Raw genomic sequence first — 21,484 nt, 5'->3', positions numbered from 1 at the left:
GACGTTTGTAAATTATGAGACTCTTGCTTTACGATAAGTTAAGCTTTAGTAGAAACGCTTCTAAGTCTCATAAAAAACGAAATTCACCCTAAAATACCAATAGTCTGAAAAGAATGATTCTAAATCAAAGGAATTATTGTTATCTTCCTTTAGCGTATCTCCTCAAGGGCAACCCCAAATTTTTTCATTTTATTAAGTACAGTTGTATGGGATACTCCTATGGCCTTTCCGGTTTTTCGAACTGATCCGTATTTCTTAAGGGCTTGGATCAGCGCTTCCTTTTCCACGTGCTCGAACAGGTTATCTCCTTCTGCCGGATCGTTCCAAAACAGCTTAATGATATTCAAGTCAGCCTTAGGTTCGTCCTGTTGGATCATCGTATTTTCTTCCGCCTTGCTGCATTCGCGTATATGCTTGGGAAGGTGGCGCGGTTCTAAGACATCATCACGGTAGGTTAGCACGAGTCGTTCCACTATATTGGACAATTCCCTCACATTCCCAGGATAGTGGTACAATAACAATTGATCCACTACTTCTTTTGAAAAGCGTTTCGTATATTGATATTTCTCATTAAACTGCTTCAAAAAATAACCAAGCAGCGGAGTGATATCATCCTTTCTTTCCCTTAGCGGCGGGATTGTAATTGGCACGATATTTAAGCGATAATAGAGATCTAGCCGGAACGTACCTTCCTTCACCATCTTTTCCAGGTTTCGATTAGTTGCAGCGATAATCCTTACATTAACCTTGATCGTTTGTGTCCCACCAACACGCATAATTTCCTGTTCCTGAAGAACCCGCAACAATTTTACCTGCATTTCCAAAGGTAGCTCTCCGATTTCATCGAGAAAAAGGGTTCCGTTATTGACCAGCTCAAACATACCTGGCTTTCCTCCTTTTTTCGCCCCAGTAAAAGCGCCCTGTTCATATCCGAACAATTCGGATTCTAGCAAATTAGGGGGAATCGATCCGCAGTTGACTTTCATGAATGAATCTTTTTTTACACGCAGGCTGTTTTCATGCAGCACCTTGGCAATGACTTCTTTCCCAACACCGGATTCTCCTAGTAACAGCACAGTAGAGTCGCATGATGCAACATGATAGACAAGGTCAAGAACTTCCTGCATTTCTTGGCTATGGGCAATTATTTTCCCTGACGCATTTATTTTCTCAAAGCGCAACTGTTTGAGTTCAGATTGATAAAGGGATGTCAACTTTTTAGATTCATCCAGTTGTTCCTGAATTCTAGTTAATTCAGAGATATCCCTAACGTTTGCCAGAACCCGGATCAAATCTCCTTTTTGGTCGCAAACCGGCGTGGCTGTAACCAAAGTATATAATCTAGTGTTTTTATACTTCTGAATGTTAGTATAAGACTTTCCTAATTCAAGCGTTTTCATCACAACAGAATCATTCAGAAAAAGTCCTTTATCAACTAAATCGGTCATGTTCATCCCGATTATTTCCTCTTTGCTCAGCATAGCTATCTGTTCAAATGCTTTATTGATATGCAGGATACAGCCTTCTCCATCGGTAATCAGTATGCCATCGTAAGAATTATCTATGACCAGCATCAACTGATTCAATTCATCCTGCAGGTAGCGATAAATTTTATCCGATCTAATACTGCCGCAGTAAATTCCGTCCTTTACTACAGGAAGGAATTGATTGGTGAAGGATGGCAAGCGATGAAGCTCGGTTGTACAGTCGATTGTTACACATTTCTTATCGATGTACTCTTCGATGGATCGATCTGAATCTGTATTTAGTAAATCTCTCGCATGAATAATTCCTATGAAATTCTGATCAGACAAAACAGGAAGCTTATCTAATTCTGCAATCTTCATGTATTCAGACACTTTCCAGATAGGATCAGCACTCTGAACAACAGGAACATTTTGTTCGATAATATCTGTCCATTTCATGGTACATCACCTTATTGTCATATTTTTTGCAAGAATTGCATATTTTGGGGAACATTTCTAAATGAATAGATGAAAAGGAAGGAAATCATTTTGTGCTATTTTAATATTCATCCACTCTTTAATAGAAAAAAAGGTTTGAGAATCTAAAAATAAATAGCTACACGAAATTTAATGCACGTTATTGGTATAAGAACAAAGTTGTCTTAGAAACGCTAATTAACTTAAACATTGTTTTATTTAACAGCTTAGTTAAAAATCACGATCGATTATACCTTTACTTAAAAGAATTGGCTGAATCCTTTTACATAAATTGATTATTGTATGATTTCGCTCTCCCTAAAGTAAGTAATAAGCCATCGTATATTCATTTACGATGGCTTATTACTTACTTTAACCTATTGTCATAGCATAATAAAAAAATGTTTTAATAATTAGGGTAAAAGCAAAATTGTCATTTACTCTTCTTCTTATTAAACAATATATAGTAAACGCTTTCATAACTTAATATACAATAAACCCCTAACATGTATTTTTAAAATTTTATTTAGTTTATTTTAAAAATTTGTTTAAGTTAATTGCAGCTAACATGAAACAAGTCTCTTTTTTCTATGAAAAGGAGGTCTGCTCAAAATCAGAAATATCAGTTGTTGGATTATCTTCATTAGGAATTAATTTAGAGGAAACAAGGAATCCATGTCTCTAGTGAGTGGTTTTTGTACCAGAACCATTATTCTGCTAGAAATCTGTATGAGTCTCTCATCTATCAACATTCTTCGTATCTTAACCATCTAAAGATTTGTTTTTTCATCTTAATAATTCCTCAATTATTTCATACCAACGTTTGATAACAGTATCTGAATCTTTTAAATTAATTTTGACCCCTGACGTAATGTCCGCATATTTTGCTGTATCTTCTCGAACTGAGACAACTTCTGCTGAAAACCGTTCTCTTGTATGCTTTGCATTTGATAAGGGAGTCAGCCTCTGTAGGGAAAGCCTAATGTAATGAGCTTTTCCTGCGAAAAATACAACAAAAGTGGCTTGACTAGTTCGAAGGATATTATGAGTTGTGGTAGTATTCGGCCAAAGCGCCAATCTTAGCTTGGTACAATCCTTTGCTACAATCTCACCCACACTAATCATAGCTATATGAGGCCAAAAGTCTTCGGTCATAGTAAGCAACATCATAGCTTCGTGTTGTTTGGTATCCAAATTTTCCCCGTTTAAGAGTTTATATAACTCCTTTGAAATCTTCTGATTATCCATATTTACTCACCTTTTCCTATGATATCAACAAATGACTGCAGTTAAAGTTTAACTTTCTAATGTGGAGAGGAACTCCTTTAATAAATGATTAAACTCCTTCGGCTGATCCACATTAGCCAGATGACATGCCCTCGGAACAACCATTAGGTTTGAACCGGAAATACTTTCTGCAATCACTTGGGAGTAGGAGAGTGGAGTTTTTTGATCATTCTCTCCTATCAATACAAGTGTTGGAATATTTAAGTTCTTTAATCCGCTATCTAAGCTTGCGGAAAAACAGGCTTTCGCTGATTTCTGGTAGGCTCCTGTCTCCATCTCTGCTATACTCTTCCGCAAAGTTTCGCGAATGGCTTGGGCTGTATTCGAAAATGATAGAGTTTGATCCAGGTATTGGTTTGCATACTTTTCCATCCCCAATTCCTTGGCAATTCCCGCCGTCAATCTGATTTTCTCAGGTACTGCTTCCGGTTCAATCCTGGCGAAGGTATCTGCCAGTACAAGACCACTAACACGATCTGGATATCTTTGTGCAAAAGCAAGCGCCTGAACACCCCCCATAGAAACACCGCAAATAATTATCCTTTGTAAACCTAAGAAATCTATTAACTGTAAAATGTCATTCACCCAAAGATCCAAGCTGATTCCTGTATTCCAGGTAGATTTTCCATGTCCACGGGCATCGGGTGCGATTAATAACCTTCCCTTTCCATCTAAATCCTCTAATTGATATTTCCACATCTGATGATCTGTACCCAAACTATGAAGGAATACAATTCCCTCATGGGTTCCTGTGGTATTCAGATTCTCGGTCTGATTATGATAAAATAAACTTTCTTTATAGGTTTTCAAAAAAGACATAAATCTCCCTCCAATTAAAAAAACTTAGATGTTACAAATAATTATTTTGGTTCAAAACCTTTTATAAATCACTATTTATCATGTTCATAATGATTGTTTTTCGAATTTGATTAAGAGCATCATTTAATCTCTATAAAAGGCAGTTTATTCTAACTTTGTTAATAAGAAAAGCTCAAGGCGCACGTCTATCGGCGCCAAGCATAAGACGAGCCGGCTGGAAGGTTGTTCTTTAACCTTCTAGACGGATTGGCTTATGACCTCGAGCCGATGGCGCCTGGAGCTAGATAGGAAAATGAAAACTAAGTACAAAAAACATTCTTATCTTTTCCTGCTTTTAAGTCGGCAGGGTTCAAGTATATAGCATTTGTCCGGTAGACGAAAAATAAGAGTGCTGCTACAGGGTTTGCTGTGTTCTAAAAATTTCCCGACTTAGAGAGAGAAGCATCTTGTTCAGACACGATTAGCTGTTTCTTCTGGTGCAGTTTTTGATAATAAAGAGTAATGACAAGCACACCCGTTCCTACCAGGCTTGTAATCGTCTCAGGGTAGATTAACAGCATGGAAGCGACGATCAAGAAAGCCCTTACAATTGAAGCCGTATGTGTAAATACGTGACCGATAATGGCTGCAGAAAAAGCAAAAACTCCTAATATTGTAAATAATGTGACAATAACAATTTCTAGAGGAGATCCGATTAATAAAATAGCTGGATTAATAACAAAGGCAAACGGGATTAAAAAGGATGAACCTGCTAGAAACATAGATGTCCAACCCGTTTTTGACAAATTTGACTCGGCGATTCCCGCTGCACTGTAGGAGGCCAAAGCTACTGGAGGTGTGATCATTGACAAAATGGCAAAATAAAAAATAAACATATGTGCCCCAAGGTCAATAATGCCGAAAGTGACCAAGGCCGGTGCCATTAAAATGGACCCCATAATGTATGCGGATGTAGTTGGTAAACCCATCCCAATAACAATAGTGGCCATCGCAACAAGAATCAAAGCTAAATAAAGATTGCCGTAAGACAGACCCATTACCATTTCGGTAAATTTCAAACCTAATCCGGAAAATGAAATGACGCCGATGATAATGCCTGCTAAGGCACAAGGAATGGCTACTTGCAAGGCCTGCTTTGCCCCGCTTTCTAACGCTTCAAGAACTTGCTTGATATTCATACGGGTAGTTTTACGCAAAAAACTTATAACAACCGTAGCAATAATGGCGTAATACGCTGAAGTAAGGAGAGAAAATCCTCCCATCATAAGATAAACCAGCAGGATAAGAGGAATTATCATATGGGCCCGATCTTTTACCTCTTTTTTAATATCAGGCATATCTTCCTTCGCCATCCCTTTCATGCCGTCTTTCGAAGCCTGCAAATGGACAACTAAGAAATTTTGAATATAGAAGAGGAGGGACGGAATAATCGCAGCAAACGCAATTGTTGCATAAGGATAACCAAGCGTCTCTGCCATTACGAAAGCGGATGCCCCCATGATCGGTGGCATCAATTGGCCCCCTGTGGAAGAAACGGCTTCTACTGCTGCAGCAAACCTGCGTGAATATCCTGTTTTTATCATCAAAGGAATCGTAAAAATACCAGAGGCAACCACATTTGCTACGGCACTTCCACTGATGCTTCCCATTAAACCTCCAGAGATGACGGCTGCCTTGGCTGGGCCGCCTTTATACCTTCCTGTTAACCAAAAGGACAGGTCATTAAACAGCTTTCCGCCTCCAGAGACTTCAAGAAACGCTCCAAATAAAACAAAATAAAAAACACTGTCAGCGGAAACCGCAAGTGGAACTCCAAAGATTCCCTGAGGAGATAAAAACTGCAAATCGATCATGTCCTTTAAACTTAAGCCTCGATGCGCCAATAGCCCTGGAACCTTATCCCCTAAAAATCCGTAGGCTAAAAATATGACTGCCAATATTGTCATGGCGTTGCCTATTATTCTTCTTGATGCTTCTAAAAGCAGTAAAATCAAACTAATTCCGAAAAAGTAGTCTGTCCCGTTAATCCCATCAACAAACCATACCCTTGAACCTATCCTGTCTACATTCACAAAAATATATCCTGCGATGATCATCGATAGCATGGCACAAAGATAGTCAATTGCCCTTACCCACTTTTTGCTTTCATCTTTCGATATCCGAAAAAGCAGGAATGCCAGAGCAAGAGCAAACCCGATATGGAGCGCCCGCTGAGCAAGCGCTGGTAATGAGCCAAATGCTGCTGTATAAAGATGGTATAATGACCAGCTGACCGCCACCAAAAAAACCGGACTTTTTAACATTTTCATTATTTTAACCATCCTTTTTCTTTATAGTATTTCTCTGCTCCCGGATGTAAAGGGATACCTAGTTTTTCAGGCTTCCAAGCTTCTTCCGGATTAAATGCTGCCAATGCTTTGTGCACTGCAACCAAATCAGATTTATTCTCAGAAATTAACTTAGTAATGTTATATGCCTGTTCTTCCGGGAGATCTTGATTTGCTATAAGCACTGTCGGGAATCCAACCGTTTTCACCGGCTCATCCTGTCCTTTAAATCCGCCGGCTGGAAGTTCAGCTGCTTCATATCCGATTCCTTCTAATTTTCTTACGACATCATCGTCAATCGGCATGAATTTTACCGGAGTACTGAGGGCAATTTCGGTAAAGGCCTGATGTCCCTTTGTAATAACCTGGATCATCATATCGGCCCTTCCATCCTGGAAGGCTTGTTGAATCACATCAAATGTTGTATGTGATACAGATCCGCCATTTTGTTTAATATTCTCGTAAGTTAAGTCGTATTGTTCCAAGATCTGACTGGTCGCAAATTCTCCTAAACTACCTACATTAATAGCCATTAACCTAACTGGTACTTTTTTCTCTTTTAAGTCTTTGAGGCTTTCAATACCGTATTTGTCTGTAAAATCTTTTCTTAATACGATTCCTACATAATACTGGTCAAAATTTCCTGCCAGTGCACGGATATTATCATGTTTTTTTTCATAGGCAACGTTGCCTTCAAAAGCCCACTTATTCGTCACACTGAAACTAAGAGCGAGCTCTGACTTTTTATCAGCCACCATTGTTGGATTACCTATCCCGCCTGCATAAGGAAGAACGTCAAAGACAGATCCAGCAGGCATGTTTTTCCTTAAAACTTCCGCCATTGCCGCACCGTAAACATACCAGGGGCTTCCCTGTGTCAAAGTTGCTATTTTCAGCTTAACTGAGGGACCTCCAATTTTCTCTTTACTAGTTTCACTTTGTGCCCATAGCTTTGTTGTAGTAATCTTCACTTGATTAGAAGGCAATGATGAGGAACATCCTACTGTAAATAACAAAAAAGAGGCAAAAACAATAAATATTGCCTTTACTTGCTTTATTCTCATTTGAAATCCTCCTTAAGAGTAAAATCTTATTGATTTTATCCAATGGTGTGAAACAGTGCAGTTTTCGTAAACAAGATTCACATCCCGCTCTATCGATAAACAGGTTAGCCTCCATTTCGAACTGGTCTAATGCTTTTTGTATAGTTCGGCTTACAATATGTCCACTGTTTATAGACTTAGGCGGCTGATGTTTTCACATCATTTACGCTACACCTGCCACTTCGTATTTGAGGCTTACTTCCCTGTTATTACTGCCAATCTGTCAGTCGCTTGCAAGTATTCCAGCCTGGTTCGAAATGATTTTGCTCTCATTTGTTATGAAGGTAAACAAAATAAAAATTGAATTATACTTTTTCATACATTAAAGGGTTTCCATTAAAAGGTTCATCAGCTATTTTAATGGAATCAGTCGGACACCCATCAATGGCGTCTTCCAAATCATCACAGAGATTTTCTGATATTGCGGTAATTCCTTGGTTATTATCAAGTATCACATACGAAATTCCATCATCATCATAATCGAATATATCTGGAGCACTGGAACCACATGCTCCGCAAGCTATGCATGTCTCTTTCTACAATTATATATTTTGCCATCTCCAACACTCCCAGTAGTTGATTTTATAACCTTTACATAACACAATGCTTCAGTAAACGTTTAGACTATCCTTAAAGGATAGTCTAAACGTCTTTTCATGAAGTTTTGCTCTGTTTTACAAATTTTTATCTCCTTCAAGATGAACAGATTGAATCGATTTATCAGGATTGATATAGTCTTCTAGATTGCCCTCATTATAACCAGGAATTTGAATTCGTAAGTATTGCATCGGTTCACTGTTTAACGGAACTGTACAGTCAAACCCCATCTTTGAGCCAACTCCATCGCGGGTAGACGGGTCAAGCTTCGAACCCTGTGCTTCATGGATTACTACGAAATCTCTGTCCGCTTGAAAGCGGGTAGCGATTGCCCATTCCACCTCTTCCATATTAAAAATATCAACCTCTTCATCAGTAACAACAACATGCTTAATATCAAAACTGTTAGCAAGGGCAGCAAAAATTGCATTTTTCGCTTCACCATCATTTCGTTTTTTTATTGAAACAATGGCATGATAGCGACATGTACCACCTGGACTCATATGCACCGCTTTTACTGACGGAACAGTCTGGCGAACACTTTGGAATAGACTTGCTTCACGGGGAATGCCACCAAGCAAAAGGTGTTCATATCCAGCAGGGACAATTGTATAAAAAATCGGGTTATTTCGGTGAGTTACCGCTGTAATCTCAATCACCTCTTTGTCGCTGCGTGGTCCATAGTATTTCGGAAATTCTCCGAAAGGTCCTTCAGGCTCACGAACATGAGGAAGAATTTTGCCTTCTAATACAATTTCCGCGTAAGCCGGGACATCGATATCGACCGTCTCACAACGAACCACTTCCAATGGTTCTCCCCGAAGCGCGCTTGAGATTTCAAGTTCATCTACTCCGAACGGAGTGCTTGCCTGCGATGCTAATAAGGTCACCGGATCAACTCCAATGACGATCGCACATTCCAGTGGTCTTCCCGCCTCCTCGGCCTGCTTATACAAATGAAAAGTATGGCGGGGTAAGATTAGGGCCCCTATTTTATTTTTTCCTGAAATTTGGAGGCGGTGAATCGAAACATTCTGTTTCCGAGTAACTGGATCCCGAACAATAAACAATCCAGCAGTGATATAATTACCTGAATCTTCCTCATGGTGCACAGGAATTGGAAGCATTTTCATTAAATCGATATTTTCTAAGATAATATTCTCCTTGACAGGCGCTTGTTGTTTGTTTAGCAATCGGCAAGGAACGGGAGAAGCCACAGCTTCGGTGAATTTGGAAATAACCCCATATTGGTCCGTTTCCAACGCTTCTGCAAAATCTTCCCTTGTCGAGCAAATACCAGAAACAACAGGAATAGTATAATCTTCAACCTGCGTAAAATATGATGCTTTTTTGCCATCCAATTTTTTCGCTACTTTTGCAATTTCATACTGTAAACTAACATTTCGATCAATTACCGCCAAACGGTCAGTCAATTGAAGATGCTCTAACCAGGTGCGAAATGTCCTTGCTTTCATAAAGTCTCCTCCTTAAACGGTAACTGATGTACCTAATATATCTTTAAGTCTGCGTTCGAACATTTTCGTCACCCTTTCACGCCCCTTAACTTCAGGTGGAGTTGGGTATTCCTTTCCATCTACAACGACAGGTTGATCATATCGGATCAATATAAGGGGAAGATATTCCTCGTACAATGCAAGAATTCGCTTGGCATGCTCTGGTTTACGGGCAAACAGCTTTAGCATACGAAGTCCGAAACCAACATGACGTCCTTCGTCTTCCTTAATCCGAGCATATCCTTCACCCAAACCAGGAAATAATCCTTTACTTCCGTATACCGCTTGGAATACATCATATCCAGTCATCGCTTGAACACCTTCTATAATCCCTTGGTAATGGGTTAGCCCTTCAACCAGTGCCTCTTCACGTTCCTCTTCTCCCTGATCAAGAGCAGCCAGCATCTTTTTCACACGCTCATCGAGCTTCTGCTGAACCGCATTTTTCACTGAAGGAATTCGCTCACGACCAATTACTTCTTTAAAATAGCGCATAAAGAATTCTGTATGCTTAAATTCTTCGAGCAATTGAGTACTGAGGAATGCCTGTTGTTCTGTAGAAGAACCTAACATGATCCAGGGACAGAACTTTAATGCTACATTTTCTTCAGCATCGAGAAATCCTGTACAGAAATGAATAAGATATCCTTTTAGATCCTCATCAAGCGCTTCATAGTCTCTTTTGTCTTGGCTGAGGTCAATAGCAGCAGGATCCCAAGTTCCAAATCGAATGGCTTTTCGATATAAATCCCATGCTACTTCATCCGTCGTCTTATCAACACTAGGAATTAGCTCTTCAGTCTTATTTACATTTTCAGTCATAATCATTTCCTCCTAAATATTTAATGTGAATTTAAACACTTTCTTCAAAAGCTTTATATTTTCTAAAAAAGTTGTTTGAGTAGCCCCAAAATCTCTTCTTCTGTAGCTCGTCGAGGATTAAATTTCCACATTCCACTTTTCACAGAATCATTTGCAATCGCCTTTAGCTGCTCTTCTTTAACCCCTACCTGTTGTAATTTCTGCGGTAGTCCAACATCGTCACGTAACCTCGTTACCTCTTCTATAAATTGGTCTGTAATCTCCCAATCAGGTAACGATAGGTCGATGTCTCGAAAAACGCTGGCCATTTCAACGTACTTATCCATTAAGGATATCGAATTATAACGAATAACTCCCGGTAACAGGAGACCTATCGCCACACCGTGACTAACATGGGCATGACCGCTTACTGCACTGCCGATCGCATGTGTCAAACCTAGGAAGGATTGATTGAAAGCCATTCCTGCTAAAAGACTAGCCTCTGCCATTTTGATCCGTGCCTCAACATCCTCCCCATTATAAACGGCCCGACGAAGGTATCTGCTGACAGTGCTCATGGCTGACAGTGCAAGCACATCACTGGCAGGCTGGGCTATCCGTGACACAAAGGTCTCTGCCCCATGTGCGAAAGCATCGAACCCTGATGCTGCTGTAATTTTCGGTGGCGCAGTCATCGTCATTTTAGGGTCAACAATACTTATATCCGGTGCAACAAATGGGCTCGTTACCGTAACCTTCCGATTCTCCTCACAATCCGACAAAACAGCAAAAATAGTTACTTCACTTCCAGTACCAGACGTTGTAGGTATCGCAATGAGAGGTATATTGGAGGCCTGTTTGATAAGATTGACTCCAGCATAATCACGAATACTTCCACCATTGCTAGCGATGACACGGACACCTTTTGCTGTATCTATCGGACTGCCCCCACCAATGGCGATTAAAGCATCGCCTTCTTCCTGTTGAAACACTTGAGCTACTTTGTCAACGGTTTCAACACTCGGGTCCGGTTCCACTTCATCATAAACAACATAAGAAATTCGGTTGTCTTTTAATATCTTTGTTACATGCTCAATTAGACCCGAATTTAATACCCCTTTATCGGTAACGATAAATGCACGTTTTACTTTAAAGGGTAAATTGCCAAGTTGTTTGATCTTGTTATAGCCAAAATGAATTTTCGTGGGCAGATGAAACTCAAATGAAGGATACATAGTGAATTCTCCTTTATTCTTCAATTTCGATATTAATATGTTTGGTTTCGGTATATTCCAATAATCCTTCTATTCCCCTTGTGCGTCCTATTCCGCTTTCTTTATAGCCCCCAAATTCAGTTTGCGGGTAATTCTTGTTATAGGTGTTAATCCAAACAGTTCCCGCCTCCACTTTTTTTGCAATACGCATTGCTCTGTTGACATCTTTTGTCCAGACCCCGGCAGCTAACCCAAAAATAGTTCCGTTAGCGAGGGAGATCGCTTCTTCCTCATCCCTAAACACTTGTACGGCAAGTACGGGGCCAAAAATTTCTTCCTGTGCAATTCTTGATTCCATTGGTACGTAATCAAAAATTGTCGGCTCGATATAAAAACCTTTATCGAGTTCGCCTCCGATTAGCCTATTTCCCCCTATAACAAGCTTTGCATCTTGTCTACCAATCTCGCAATATTCCAATACTTTATTCAGCTGTTCTTCCGAGATTACAGGTCCCATATCGGTAGATTCATTTAATCCGTTACCTATTTTCAGCTTTTCAGCTTCTTTACGTAACCCTAGTACCACTTCCTGATGTATCGATTCATGGACAATCACTCTTGAACCCGCGAAACACATTTGGCCGGCAGTAATAAATGCTGATTTTGCTACAGTTGGAATAGCCTTGTTTAGATTTGCGTCAGCAAATAATATGTTTGGAGATTTCCCCCCAAGTTCAAGAGCTAGTTTCTTCACCTTTTCTGCTGCTTTTTTCATTAAATTTTTGCCGGTAGTCGTGTCACCTGTAAAGCTGATGGCGTTAACATCAGGATTTGTCGTCATTTCATCTCCGATAACCTTACCGGGGCCTGTCACGATATTAACAATTCCAGGTGGAAAATCATCAATTTTTTCGATTAATTTGACGATCGCAATGCTCACAAGCGGTGTTCGGCTTGCCGGTTTTAGAACTACTGCATTTCCTGCAGCAAGTGCAGGAGCAATCTCGCGAATCATTAGCATTGCCGGCCAGTTCCAGGGTGAAATAATCCCTACAACTCCAATCGGCTCTTTGTCAATAATGCCATATGAAGTGGAGGAAAGATTAATTGACCTTCCGAATATGCTACGAGCCATACCTGCAAAATATTTTAGGGTATCAATACAAGCGTCCAATTCTATACGTGACTCTTTGATTGGTTTTCCGTTCTCCAACGTTAGAATTCTAGCAATTTCTTCTCTTTTTTCCTTCAAATTATAGGCCCATTGCATTAAAGCATCAGAACGTCGCGAAGAATTTGAACGCCAATCTGATTTTCCAAATGCCGACTTCGCATCCTTAATGGCCAATTTAATATCTTCCAAGCCTGACTTTTGCGACTCTCCAATAATCTCAGCCGTAGCAGGATTGACAGACTCCATCGTTTCTCCAGTTTCAGCTTCCCGCCACTCGCCATTAATGTAATTTCTAGTAACCTCTATTTTGGTAAGCATTTTTTTCCTCCCTATTTATTTAAGATTGCCTCTTGTCTCCGGTACGATGAGGCTTCCAATGATGTAGACAAGAAAAATTCCAATTGCAAAATACATGAGTGTATTAGGTATGTTTTCAACCGTACCACTCGCTAAGGTGACGAAAGTTGGCATCATACCGCCAAGTGCGAATCCCATGTTCCATGATAATCCGGTTCCTGTAGAGCGTATGGCTGTTGGAAAACGCTCATTAAGAAAAATTAGTACAGGTGCATATGCTGCATTTCCTAAAAATACAAGTCCCATAGCATTCAAATAAATCGAAAAAGTGGTAACAGAGTCTGCTAATGCTAGATAAAAATATGGAAGTCCAATAATATTTAAAAAACCAACAAGTAAAAAGGTTTTCTTTCTGCCAATCAATTCACTAATGTGACCAAACAGCAGAGCCGCAATGATTGTCACAATACTCGTGGAAATGAGTACCCCTGATAAGACTTCTGACGATACTTTATTAACTACTTTCAGGAACGTGGGAATAAAACCAGACGTAAGGTAATAGCCTGAACCGCCTCCAATAACGATCATTAGGTTCACAATCAAAACACGGGAGTATTTTTTAAAAAACATTTTAAGAGGTGATTGCTCCAATACAACCTCTTGATCTTTATCTTTCTCATCTTTCACTTTATTTTCTTCACGTAATTGTACCCATAGGGGTGACTCGTTAAGGGATCTAAATACAAAGAGTCCAGCACCAGCACCAAGAATCCCTGTAAAGAACATCACCCGCCATCCCCAATCATTAAATGCCTCACCAGGAAAAATAGCGGTAACAATAGTAAACGTCAGTGAAGCGAACAAAGCCCCTAATCCCGCTCCTCCACCGCCAATTAGACCAGACATCAATCCGCGCCATTTAGGAGAAGCAGATTCTGTTCCAATTGTATGTGTAGATGCCACGACACCACCGACAAAAACCCCTTGAACTAAGCGTAAAATTAAAAAAATGATTGCTGCCATAAAACCAATTTGTGGTACTGTAGGTAAAAGTCCGAAGGCAGCCGTACTTACACCAACCCCTACAACAGCGACGATCATCGCTTTCTTTCTCCCGTTTTTATCAGCATAAGATCCAAATATTGCGGATCCAAGCGGTCGCATAAGCAGCGTTACAGCAAAAGAAGCATACACAGCAGCTAAAGAAAGCGTAGGACTGCTTGTTGGGAAAAACAATGCACTTATTGTGGGAGCGACATAAAGAAGAAGAAAAAGGTCATAGAGATCAAAAGACCATCCTAATACTGACGCAACCATTGCAGACCTAAACTGACGTCCGGTAACTGTGACTTTTTCTTGAGTTGAATGAGTGGTTACAGCATTCGACATTAGAATCCCCCCAATTTTTTTAACATGTTCTGTAGTTCCTGTTTAACCATATAAAATAAAGTAGTGTTACCGAAAAAAATAGTAGAGCATAGGAAAATATCATTAACCCGCTTAATTATTTTGTTATTGATTCTTTTTCATTTAGTCCTGACCACCGTTCAAAGAGTTGAGCATCAATCCCAAATTGATCTAATGCCTTCCCGACACTTTGATTAACAATATCATCTAATGATTTCGGTTTATGGTAAAAGCTAGGAACAGGAGGGAGGATAACTGCACCACTCTCTGTAACTGATTGCATGAGCCGCAAATGGCCTAAATGAAATGGTGTTTCACGTACCATTAGTACCAATTTCCTTTTTTCTTTCAAAGTTACATCGGCCGCCCTCGTGATTAAATTGTCATTAAAACTATTAGCAATTGATGATAGAGTTTTGATAGAACATGGGGCAATAATCATTCCATCCACATGAAATGAACCACTTGAAATGCTTGCCCCAATGTCTTGTAAGTCATATACAAAACTACACAGTGATTTTACTTGTTCCACCGAGTATTCTGTTTCATATTCAATCGTTTTTTCAGCCGAAGCACTAATAATGACATGACTCTCTATCTGCAGCTTGTTTAAAGTCTCAAGACACCTGATACCGTAAATTGATCCACTTGCTCCAGTTATACCTAAAACAATTTTTTTCATCTTTGTTGTCCTCCTGTACTTGAAATCGTTTTTCAGAAAAAGCACATTGTAATTTTTTTAACGAGAAGGCAATCATCAAGAACCATTAAATGTTGAATAGAAGAATTTTTGAAACGCTTACAAAAATATGGGTGAGAACTCTACCAATAAGCCAAAATCATTAAAAAGAATTCATTGACGATAATATTTAGCTGTAGACTGGCCTGCTACGATATAAAAAAATATTTCGGACAGTGTATTTAGCGCTCTTTCCTCCAGCTTTTGCATTATTATCTAATCTGTTTTTTCCAGTTTATTAGCTGTCAAAGTTAATCCCCCCTTAAAACTTTTCATTATATATACTTGCAAATTTTATGCCAATAATGAATTCGCTCAGAACCTAATTTTGTAAGCCCTTTGATCTTCAAACTGGAACGTTTGTAGTTACAGGTGGAACCTCTGCAGTTCCGTAATTTAGATGGAAATCATAAAGGGGATGACTCAAAAGCAAAGTGCCTGGCACTAATGAGTCATCCCCTTCAATTGAAAAAGATATGTGACATAGAAAGTCACTTTTTCATATTATTACGTTTTTATTTTATGATCCTATATTATTCTTAGATTCTTCCAAAGATTGCTCTAATCTTTGATTTATTAATGTATATTGCATCTTACTTAATACCCCACAGATGAACTGGAAAAAGAATATCCCTTCATCCCGATTATGAATAAAGATTGTTTGGCATCACAACCAACGATTCCAAGTTTATATCAATAATTTGATTAAATTGAAATCATTTATCTAAAATCATAAAATTAGCTCTTGCTGTTGCAATATGTTTCCCATCCTCATTAAACGCATCAGCATTTACAACCGTTATACGCTTTCCTCTTTTTACAATACTTGCTTTTGCAACCAACCGTTTTCCAAACATCGGACGAAGATAGCTAGTATGTAAGTCAATCGTATTACTATATTTATTGCTTTCCAATGTTGTAGAGATTGCTGCAGCCATTGACATGTCAAGAAGAGTTCCAATTAAACCTCCATGCATCGAATGATAAGATTGTGTAAAATCTTCTTTTACCTCTATTTCTAATTCACATTCTCCATCATTTCCTTTCACCACTTCAACACCCATCATTTTCCACACTTTTCCCTCTGCCATTGCTTTCACTCGTGAATGAATTTCCATGATCTATTCCCCTCATTTCTCAGATATTTGTTGGTCATTATAGTAAATTACTTCTGTAAGGATTTTGCAGCCTTGAAATTTCTTGAGACCTTCTCTTGCTTCTCTTTCTATGTCAAATTCAAACATTCTAATATGTTCTTTTGAATATACAGTGATTACCCACATAAAAAAATCCTCCAATTAAAGACAATTTTCTACCCCTTTGCTCTTTGGTAATTCTAGAAAGTAACAGCAGCTAGTATCGAGATAGTTTTTCTAAAAGAGCATAATAATAGTATTTTAATTACTGATGCAAACATTATTTTATACTTTCCCTGGTCAAAGGAGACCTTCGCAGTTGTGCACAACCAACTTTAAATTTCTGGAGATTATACAAAAAAGCTTGCAGAGAAAAAGAACACCCTCTTTCTCCACAAGCTGGCAAAGAACTGGTTCTCTATTCTTTCCTTTTGCTTGTTAGAACTTTTAGTTGTTTGTCAACAGCATAAAGTATCGATCTTACTTCCCTTTAAAAATAGGCTTTCTTTTCTCAACGAACGAATCTACGCCCTCTTTAAAGTCTTCTGTTGTGCGCAAGAGACCGTATGCTTTTCCTTCCATTTTCAAGCCAACACTTAGCGGACTTTCTTCTGATGCATTCAACACTTCTTTCGCGACACGCTGGGCAAGCGGTGAAAACTTAACAAGCTCCTCAACCAATGCATCGACCGTCTGCTGAAGTTCCTCTTTGGATACAACCTGTGTTAACAGACCCCATTGGTACGCTTCATCTGCCGGGATTTTTCTTGCACGCATAATCATGTCTTTCGCTCTTGTTAAGCCAACTACCTTTGCAATCCGCTGTGTACCGCCGCTCCCTGGAATCATTCCGAGGTTCATTTCCGGAAGGGCTAGCAGTGTATCTTCCCGTGCGATTCGGAAATCACAAGCCATCGCGAGCTCCAGTCCTACACCGAACGTATACCCTTGCAGCTGAGCGATGACCGGTTTTGGGGAACGCTCAGGAGCTGCTACGTTCTCTGCTAAATGGGAAAGCTTTTCTTGATGTGTCGCCATAAATTCAGGAATGCTTCCTCCTGCACTGAAGCATACATCACCTGCTCCTTTGAGGATGATGACACGCACTTCATCGTCTTGATTTAAACCAGCAAAAATTTCTGTAAGCTGATCTCTGCCGAGCATACTGATATAATTCATTTTCTCTGGACGATCGAACACGATTGTTGCCGTTTGTTTTTCTACATTTTTCTCTACTCGAATGTGGTCATAAGTTTGTTCTGTTGTCGTCATATCTTTTTACCTCTTTCTACTTTAAGATGAAATCAGTGTTTTTTTATCTTCAATTGTTTTCTCAATTGCTTTAACGATACCGTCATACCCTGTGCAGCGGCATAAATGTCCAGAAAGCATTTCTTTTATTTCTTTAGTAGAGGGATCTGGGTTTTTCTCAAGATAATCGGACGTAGACATTAAGATACCCGCTGTACAGAATCCACATTGCAGACCATGACACTCAATAAAGTTTTTCTGTAAATCTGTTAATTCACCCTTATCCGCTAACCCTTCAACTGTTTTAATGCTTTGCCCATCTGCTTGTACGGCAAACATAAGACAACTTCTCACTGCCGCGTCATTGACGTTTACGGTACAAGCACCGCAAACACCGTGTTCACATCCAACATGTGTACCTGTCAGTCCGCATACATCTCGAATAAAATCACTTAACAGCATTCGAGATTCCACTTCTTCTTGATAAATTTTTCCATTAATTGTTACTTCTATTTGGTGTCGTCTCATTTCGCTACCTCCTTGCTCTTTCATAGGCTTGAGTTAACGTACGCTTTGTTAGTATTTTAGCAAGATGTGTTCGATATTCTGCTGCAGCATGAAGATCAGATTCGGGCTCAACTGCCATTTCAACACTTTCTAATAACTTATCTATTAAAGAATCAGACAATATCTCTCCTACCAATATATCTTCTGCATCCTCAATTAATAAAGGAATTGCCTCAACTCCGCCGAGAGCTAATCTTACTGAAGAAATTTGGTTTTGATCATCAACTGTCATAAGACAAGACGCAGCAACTAACGCGAAGTCTCCATGACGCCTTGCGATTTCCTGAAATGAATATCCGCTTCTACCTTCGATAATTGGAATAGAAACCTCAGTTAAGATTTCTGTCGGCATAATATCTGTTGTCAAATAGGTAATAAAGAAATCTTCTGCATCGACGTTGCGAACCTCATCTTTTGAAGCAATTTGCACAGAACCGTTCATTGTTAGCAAAGCAAGCGGGAGTTCTGCACTTGGATCTGCATGAACGATGCTTCCTCCAAACGTTCCTCTGTTCCTTGTTTGCACATGTCCAATTTGAGTAATTGCTTCTAATAAAAGACCACAGGCATTTGCAACGATCTCCGATTTTTCAACTTTGCTTTGTCTTGTCAAAGTGCCTATTTTAAGGACATTTCCTTCATGTTTAATATAATCAAGTTCATTTAAACCATTAATATCTATTATGCACTTTGGTGATGCAAGGCGCATATTCATAATCGGCACTAAACTTTGCCCCCCAGCAATGATTTTTCCATCATCACCGATTTCTTCTAAGAGATCCAATGCTTCACTAAGTGTAGTAGGTTTATAGTAATCAAACTTCGGTGGTTTCATTTTCTCCCTCCCCTTCAGTAATGGTCTTTAAGATTCATGTTTAATTTTCGCTTAAGGTGTTAGCATTTTCTCTTTTGCTTCACTAAGTAATTTCCAAATGCGGTTTGGACTTAATGGCAGTTCATCAATCACAATATCTAAATGTGCTAATGCATCAGTTACTGCATTAGCAATTGCTACTGGTGCACTCATTGTATTCCCTTCACCAAGCCCTTTAGCACCTAAAGGAGTAATAGGGGATGGCGATTCAGTATGTTTAATGGTTACTTTTGGGATTTCAGGTGCAGTCGGGCATAAGTAATCCATAAAAGATCCCGTCAAGAACTGACCATTTTTGTCATAAGCTAGTTCCTCGTATAAAGCTCCGCCTAAGCCATGTGCAAGACCACCCATAATTTGTCCATCTACAATCAACGGATTTAGTAGTTTCCCAGCATCATGAACGGTAAAATAATCAATTATTTTCACTTCGGCTGTATCTGGGTCAATTTCAACTGTAACCATATCAGCAACAAATCCATATGTGACAGAAGAATTGATTCGATCGTTTTCATCAGGAGCCTCTGCTACTTTTGCTTTATAATAATAAGTTTCATAGATTCCTGGTTCCATATCTTCAGGCAAGGAAAGCGGATTCCAGTGAGCAATGCCTGCTGCGCGTTTTATCGGAAACTTTTTAGAAGGATTATCCTTTACGTAAATGACACCATCCTCTTGATCGAGCTCTGATACGTCAACTCCAAGTTGAGAAGCTGCAATTAGATATAGCTTTTTTCGTACTTTATGTGCAGCATAATAAATCGCACTTGATCCTAATGAGGCAAAACGACTTGAATAGCTTCCTGATGCAATAGACCATGGACTCGTCGATGTATCAAGTTCTGCAATCACATTTATTTGTTCTCTCGGGATGCCTAAAACTTCAGATACAATTTGTGCCGCAACGGTTTCATGTCCTTGACCTGTTGGCGTTGTGCTAATTCTTACGTTAACACTCCCTAGTGGATCCATTGAAACAGTAGCAGCTTCATTAGCTCCTGATTTCGGTAATGATTTCGCCCTCTCTTCTGGTGTTAAGGCAACAGTGATATATCCCATATTAGATCCTGATGGTTCGACAATACAGGCAAGGCCTACGCCTATAATTTTTCCTTTTTTACGTGCTTCTTCCTGTTTCTTTCTAAACGTCTCATATTTCCCAGTGATAAGCGCAAGTTCAAACGAATTCACATAATCCCCGCTGTCGTAAATACCTCCAGAAGCTGTTGTATATGGAAATTGTTCTTTTCTAATCAGATTTCTTCGAATAACATCTGCATGCTCCAGTTCAAGCTCTTTAGCGACTTGGTGCATGATTCGTTCTAATGAGAAGTAATGCTCCTGTCCACCGTAGCCACGAATTAAGCCTGTAGGTGACTTATTTGTCATGACAGCATACGCATCAATAGCTAAGTTTGGAATATCGTATGCCCCTGTTGAGTTTGCATGGTTACGATATAAGCTGGCTGGTTCTGGTGCTCGAATATATGCACCAACGTTGTCAATTAGTTTCATTCTTAATCCGGTAACCTTGCCATCACTTTTTACTGCTGCTTCAATGTAAGTCACGCGATCGGTTCCACTGGCACTTGAAGAAAGATGTTCTTGTCTGTCTTCAATCCACTTTACCGGACAACCAACAAGCTTACTTGTGATTGAACAAAGAACGATATATGGGAATATTCCTGCTTTTATTCCATAACTTCCACCGATATCCTTTGGAATAATAATTCTTAATTTGTTGCTTGGAATTTGTAATGATTGAGCCATAATAGAATGAATAACAAATGGTCCATGAAAATTTGCATTAACTGTATATTGATCATGAGCCGAATCATAGTTCGCAATCACGCCATATGTTTCTACAGGGGTAGCTGTATATTTTGGAAAGTTGTATTTATGCTTTACGATTCGATCGGCTTCCTCGAATGCCTTATCAACATCACCGTAATGAAATTGTCGATGATTTGCGATATTTGAACCAACATTTTCATGCAATACCGGTGCATCATCATTTAATGATTTTTCTATATCAACTATTGGTGGTAAGGATTGATAAGATACCTTAACTTTTTCAAGAGCGTCCTCCGCAATATAACGGTCCTTGGCAACTACGATGACAACAGGCTCTCCTACATACCTCACTTTATCGATTGCAAGAGGAAAATACTTAACAGGTGCAGTAACACCAACACTAAAAGGCTTTAAAAGATTTTTAATGTCTTGTCCTGTTACAATTCCTTTAACTCCCGGCATTTTTTCTGCTTCCGCTGTGTCAATGGATTTAATATTTGCATGAGGGTGAGGACTTCGCAAAATAGCCGCATGTCCTGTTTTTGTTGTCGTACCAAGATCATCTATATATGTCCCTTGACCGGTTAGAAGCCGTTTGTCCTCTACTCTCGTCGCAGACTTACCAATTATCTTTGTCATT

At 39.4% G+C, this 21,484-nt stretch carries 17 protein-coding genes and 1 pseudogene; all 18 read right to left on the bottom strand.

Annotated features, from left to right (window positions below; all coding sequences use genetic code 11):
• Nucleotides 1-149: 149 nt before the first annotated feature.
• On the bottom strand, nt 150-1,925 hold the full coding sequence (locus QFZ28_RS28055) for a sigma 54-interacting transcriptional regulator (protein WP_307197889.1): 1,776 nt from the start codon (nt 1,923-1,925) through the stop codon (nt 150-152).
• A gap of 804 nt (nt 1,926-2,729) precedes the next feature.
• The gene (locus QFZ28_RS28050) at nt 2,730-3,191 is read right to left on the bottom strand and encodes a pyridoxamine 5'-phosphate oxidase family protein (protein WP_307197888.1); all 462 of its coding nucleotides are present in this window, start codon (nt 3,189-3,191) and stop codon (nt 2,730-2,732) included.
• 48 nt (nt 3,192-3,239) lie between these two features.
• A complete protein-coding gene (locus QFZ28_RS28045) occupies nt 3,240-4,049 on the bottom strand; it encodes an alpha/beta fold hydrolase (RefSeq protein ID WP_307197887.1) in 810 nt (269 codons plus the stop codon).
• 413 nt (nt 4,050-4,462) lie between these two features.
• Nucleotides 4,463-6,358, bottom strand: coding sequence for a TRAP transporter permease (locus QFZ28_RS28040; protein WP_307197886.1), 1,896 nt, complete (start codon nt 6,356-6,358; stop codon nt 4,463-4,465).
• Entirely contained in the window at nt 6,358-7,440 is a 1,083-nt protein-coding gene (locus QFZ28_RS28035; protein WP_307197885.1) for a TAXI family TRAP transporter solute-binding subunit, read from the bottom strand. Before QFZ28_RS28035 ends, QFZ28_RS28040 begins: the two co-directional genes overlap by 1 nt.
• 344 nt (nt 7,441-7,784) lie before the next feature.
• Nucleotides 7,785-8,037 (bottom strand): annotated as a pseudogene (locus QFZ28_RS28030) (ferredoxin).
• Between the two features lie 116 nt (nt 8,038-8,153).
• The gene (locus QFZ28_RS28025) at nt 8,154-9,551 is read right to left on the bottom strand and encodes a UbiD family decarboxylase (protein ID WP_307197884.1); all 1,398 of its coding nucleotides are present in this window, start codon (nt 9,549-9,551) and stop codon (nt 8,154-8,156) included.
• 12 nt (nt 9,552-9,563) lie between these two features.
• Complete coding sequence (locus QFZ28_RS28020) at nt 9,564-10,412, bottom strand: R2-like ligand-binding oxidase (RefSeq protein ID WP_307197883.1); 849 nt, start codon at nt 10,410-10,412, stop codon at nt 9,564-9,566.
• Between the two features lie 62 nt (nt 10,413-10,474).
• Nucleotides 10,475-11,626 (bottom strand): iron-containing alcohol dehydrogenase family protein, encoded by a 1,152-nt coding sequence (locus tag QFZ28_RS28015; protein WP_307197882.1) that lies wholly within the window; start codon nt 11,624-11,626, stop codon nt 10,475-10,477.
• 13 nt (nt 11,627-11,639) lie between these two features.
• Nucleotides 11,640-13,097 (bottom strand): aldehyde dehydrogenase family protein, encoded by a 1,458-nt coding sequence (locus QFZ28_RS28010; RefSeq protein ID WP_307197881.1) that lies wholly within the window; start codon nt 13,095-13,097, stop codon nt 11,640-11,642.
• Between the two features lie 15 nt (nt 13,098-13,112).
• On the bottom strand, nt 13,113-14,465 hold the full coding sequence (locus QFZ28_RS28005) for an MFS transporter (RefSeq protein WP_307197880.1): 1,353 nt from the start codon (nt 14,463-14,465) through the stop codon (nt 13,113-13,115).
• Between the two features lie 115 nt (nt 14,466-14,580).
• Complete coding sequence (locus tag QFZ28_RS28000) at nt 14,581-15,165, bottom strand: UbiX family flavin prenyltransferase (RefSeq protein ID WP_307197879.1); 585 nt, start codon at nt 15,163-15,165, stop codon at nt 14,581-14,583.
• 773 nt (nt 15,166-15,938) lie between these two features.
• The gene (locus QFZ28_RS27995) at nt 15,939-16,340 is read right to left on the bottom strand and encodes a PaaI family thioesterase (RefSeq protein WP_307197878.1); all 402 of its coding nucleotides are present in this window, start codon (nt 16,338-16,340) and stop codon (nt 15,939-15,941) included.
• Nucleotides 16,341-16,352: 12 nt separating this feature from the next.
• Nucleotides 16,353-16,505: a hypothetical protein gene (locus QFZ28_RS27990; protein WP_307197877.1), complete on the bottom strand. Its 153-nt coding sequence runs from the start codon at nt 16,503-16,505 to the stop codon at nt 16,353-16,355.
• Nucleotides 16,506-16,838: 333 nt separating this feature from the next.
• Nucleotides 16,839-17,630: an enoyl-CoA hydratase/isomerase family protein gene (locus tag QFZ28_RS27985; protein WP_307197876.1), complete on the bottom strand. Its 792-nt coding sequence runs from the start codon at nt 17,628-17,630 to the stop codon at nt 16,839-16,841.
• Nucleotides 17,631-17,651: 21 nt separating this feature from the next.
• The gene (locus tag QFZ28_RS27980) at nt 17,652-18,137 is read right to left on the bottom strand and encodes a (2Fe-2S)-binding protein (protein WP_307197875.1); all 486 of its coding nucleotides are present in this window, start codon (nt 18,135-18,137) and stop codon (nt 17,652-17,654) included.
• A 4-nt stretch (nt 18,138-18,141) separates the two neighbouring features.
• The gene (locus tag QFZ28_RS27975) at nt 18,142-19,011 is read right to left on the bottom strand and encodes an FAD binding domain-containing protein (protein ID WP_307197874.1); all 870 of its coding nucleotides are present in this window, start codon (nt 19,009-19,011) and stop codon (nt 18,142-18,144) included.
• A gap of 51 nt (nt 19,012-19,062) precedes the next feature.
• Entirely contained in the window at nt 19,063-21,483 is a 2,421-nt protein-coding gene (locus QFZ28_RS27970) for a xanthine dehydrogenase family protein molybdopterin-binding subunit (protein WP_307197873.1), read from the bottom strand.
• Between the last annotated feature and the right edge of the window lies 1 nt (nt 21,484).

Origin of the sequence: Neobacillus niacini (genome assembly GCF_030817695.1) — a bacterium.
In the GTDB taxonomy this organism is placed as follows: Bacteria; Bacillota; Bacilli; order Bacillales; family Cytobacillaceae; genus Neobacillus; species Neobacillus niacini_F.
The sequence above is the reverse complement of the archived record's forward strand: the minus strand, read 5'-3'. Positions and strand labels throughout refer to the sequence as shown.

Coding starts and splice junctions, on each gene's coding strand:
- QFZ28_RS28005 (WP_307197880.1), bottom strand. CDS start 14,465: ATGTCGAATGCTGTAACCACTCATTCAACTCAAGAAAAAGTCACAGTT.
- QFZ28_RS27990 (WP_307197877.1), bottom strand. CDS start 16,505: ATGTGGGTAATCACTGTATATTCAAAAGAACATATTAGAATGTTTGAA.
- QFZ28_RS28000 (WP_307197879.1), bottom strand. CDS start 15,165: ATGAAAAAAATTGTTTTAGGTATAACTGGAGCAAGTGGATCAATTTAC.
- QFZ28_RS28035 (WP_307197885.1), bottom strand. CDS start 7,440: ATGAGAATAAAGCAAGTAAAGGCAATATTTATTGTTTTTGCCTCTTTT.
- QFZ28_RS27995 (WP_307197878.1), bottom strand. CDS start 16,340: ATGGAAATTCATTCACGAGTGAAAGCAATGGCAGAGGGAAAAGTGTGG.
- QFZ28_RS28025 (WP_307197884.1), bottom strand. CDS start 9,551: ATGAAAGCAAGGACATTTCGCACCTGGTTAGAGCATCTTCAATTGACT.
- QFZ28_RS28015 (WP_307197882.1), bottom strand. CDS start 11,626: ATGTATCCTTCATTTGAGTTTCATCTGCCCACGAAAATTCATTTTGGC.
- QFZ28_RS27970 (WP_307197873.1), bottom strand. CDS start 21,483: ATGACAAAGATAATTGGTAAGTCTGCGACGAGAGTAGAGGACAAACGG.
- QFZ28_RS28045 (WP_307197887.1), bottom strand. CDS start 4,049: ATGTCTTTTTTGAAAACCTATAAAGAAAGTTTATTTTATCATAATCAG.
- QFZ28_RS28055 (WP_307197889.1), bottom strand. CDS start 1,925: ATGAAATGGACAGATATTATCGAACAAAATGTTCCTGTTGTTCAGAGT.
- QFZ28_RS27985 (WP_307197876.1), bottom strand. CDS start 17,630: ATGACGACAACAGAACAAACTTATGACCACATTCGAGTAGAGAAAAAT.
- QFZ28_RS28010 (WP_307197881.1), bottom strand. CDS start 13,097: ATGCTTACCAAAATAGAGGTTACTAGAAATTACATTAATGGCGAGTGG.
- QFZ28_RS28050 (WP_307197888.1), bottom strand. CDS start 3,191: ATGGATAATCAGAAGATTTCAAAGGAGTTATATAAACTCTTAAACGGG.
- QFZ28_RS28040 (WP_307197886.1), bottom strand. CDS start 6,358: ATGAAAATGTTAAAAAGTCCGGTTTTTTTGGTGGCGGTCAGCTGGTCA.
- QFZ28_RS28020 (WP_307197883.1), bottom strand. CDS start 10,412: ATGACTGAAAATGTAAATAAGACTGAAGAGCTAATTCCTAGTGTTGAT.
- QFZ28_RS27980 (WP_307197875.1), bottom strand. CDS start 18,137: ATGAGACGACACCAAATAGAAGTAACAATTAATGGAAAAATTTATCAA.
- QFZ28_RS27975 (WP_307197874.1), bottom strand. CDS start 19,011: ATGAAACCACCGAAGTTTGATTACTATAAACCTACTACACTTAGTGAA.